The 1562-nt window shown below is 46.0% G+C and carries 2 protein-coding genes; one reads left to right on the forward strand and one right to left on the reverse strand.

Going from position 1 to position 1562, the window contains the following annotated elements; genetic code table 11:
- The coding region (gene kdgR / locus R7P72_RS24110; protein WP_318110841.1) for a DNA-binding transcriptional regulator KdgR at positions 1-520 on the reverse strand (520 nt) is incomplete at its 3' end.
- Positions 521-775: 255 nt separating this feature from the next.
- Here kdgR and kduD point away from each other — a divergent pair.
- Positions 776-1537 (forward strand): 2-dehydro-3-deoxy-D-gluconate 5-dehydrogenase KduD, encoded by a 762-nt coding sequence (kduD, locus tag R7P72_RS24115; RefSeq protein ID WP_318110842.1) that lies wholly within the window; start codon positions 776-778, stop codon positions 1535-1537.
- The last annotated feature ends 25 nt before the right edge of the window (positions 1538-1562 follow it).

Raw genomic sequence — 1562 nt, forward strand, 5'->3', positions numbered from 1 at the left:
ATGTTTTTTCTGTGTGCTTAATGAACTCGACATCGCTCAATACGTCACGAACGAAGCTTTCATCGCGCTCAGAAAGCAGCACTTTACCAATCGCAGTACTGTAGAGCGGATTGCGACGACCGATGCGCGATTGCATGCGTAGGTTGTAGCCAGAGTCGATTTTGTGGATGTAAATGATGGCATTTTCATCCAGCGCACCAAGGTGCAAGGCTTCGTTGGTTTGTTCTGAAATGTGGCGCATTTCTTTGTCGGCCAGTTCGATCAGATCGACGTACTCAAGCGATTTTGCGCCCAACTCGAACAGCTTAAGTGTTAGAGAGTACTTATCCGCTTCGCCTTCTTGAGACACGTAACCGAGCGATTTCATGGTTTGCAGAAAACGGTAAGTAGTCGCTTTCGACATCATTAGACGTTGTGAAAGCTCTGAAACGCCGATGGCTTTCTGTTCACCAAGTGCTTGAAGAATATGAAAAACCTTAAGTACTGACGAAACCGCTTCAGGCTGAGTCGACTTTTCCATTGTTGCCCCTTTCATTCTTAGTTTTCTGCATTATATCGCTGAAAAATTTAAGAACCAGTATTTTTAAAATGCCTTTTCAAAAATTTGAAACCGCGCAATTAAAGAATCCATAAAAACAAGATCGCAATCAATATTTTTAAAACGCCTTTTCAAAAAAAATTGCAAACAGTTTCTTTTTGGGTCAGGATGAATGCATACAAAGTGACATGGCCAAGACGCCAAATCACGACATTACCTACTATTGAGGAAAACGACATGATTCTTGATTCATTTAACCTTGAGGGAAAAGTGGCCATTGTTACTGGTTGTGACACTGGTCTTGGTCAAGGTATGGCGCTTGGTCTAGCAAAAGCGGGCTGTGACATTGTTGGCGTAAATATCAGCGAACCAACAGAAACGATTGAGAAAGTAGAGGCTGAAGGCCGTAAGTTCGTCGATATCCGCGCTAACTTAATGAAACTAGACGACATCCCAACTATCGTTGACCGCGCAGTAACCGAACTTGGTCGCATTGATATCCTAGTGAACAACGCGGGCATCATTCGTCGTAACGATGCCATCGAGTTTTCTGAGCAAGATTGGGATGACGTAATGAACATCAACGTGAAGTCAGTGTTCTTTATGTCTCAAGCGGTTGCAAAACAGTTCATCGCGCAAGGTGAAGGCGGCAAGATCATCAACATCGCATCAATGCTCTCTTTCCAAGGCGGTATACGCGTGCCTTCTTACACTGCGTCTAAAAGTGGCGGAATGGGTGTGACTCGCCTAATGGCGAACGAATGGGCAAGCCACGGCATCAACGTAGACGCGATTGCTCCGGGTTACATGGCAACCAACCACACCGCGGCATTGCGTGCCGATGAACAGCGCAACAAAGAAATCGTAGACCGTATTCCTGCTGCTCGTTGGGGTACGCCAGAAGATCTAGCTGGCCCTTGTGTATTCCTAGCATCTAAAGCTGCGGATTACATCAACGGCTACACCATCGCAGTAGATGGTGGCTGGCTAGCGCGCTAATCGAGTTGCGAGAAGGTGATGGTGG

It is taken from the genome of Vibrio sp. Vb0888, assembly GCF_033338835.1.
GTDB lineage: Bacteria > Pseudomonadota > Gammaproteobacteria > Enterobacterales > Vibrionaceae > Vibrio > Vibrio alginolyticus.

What these genes read in the sequence shown, in the direction of transcription:
- kduD (WP_318110842.1), top strand. Translation starts at nt 776, where the DNA reads ATGATTCTTGATTCATTTAACCTTGAGGGAAAAGTGGCCATTGTTACT.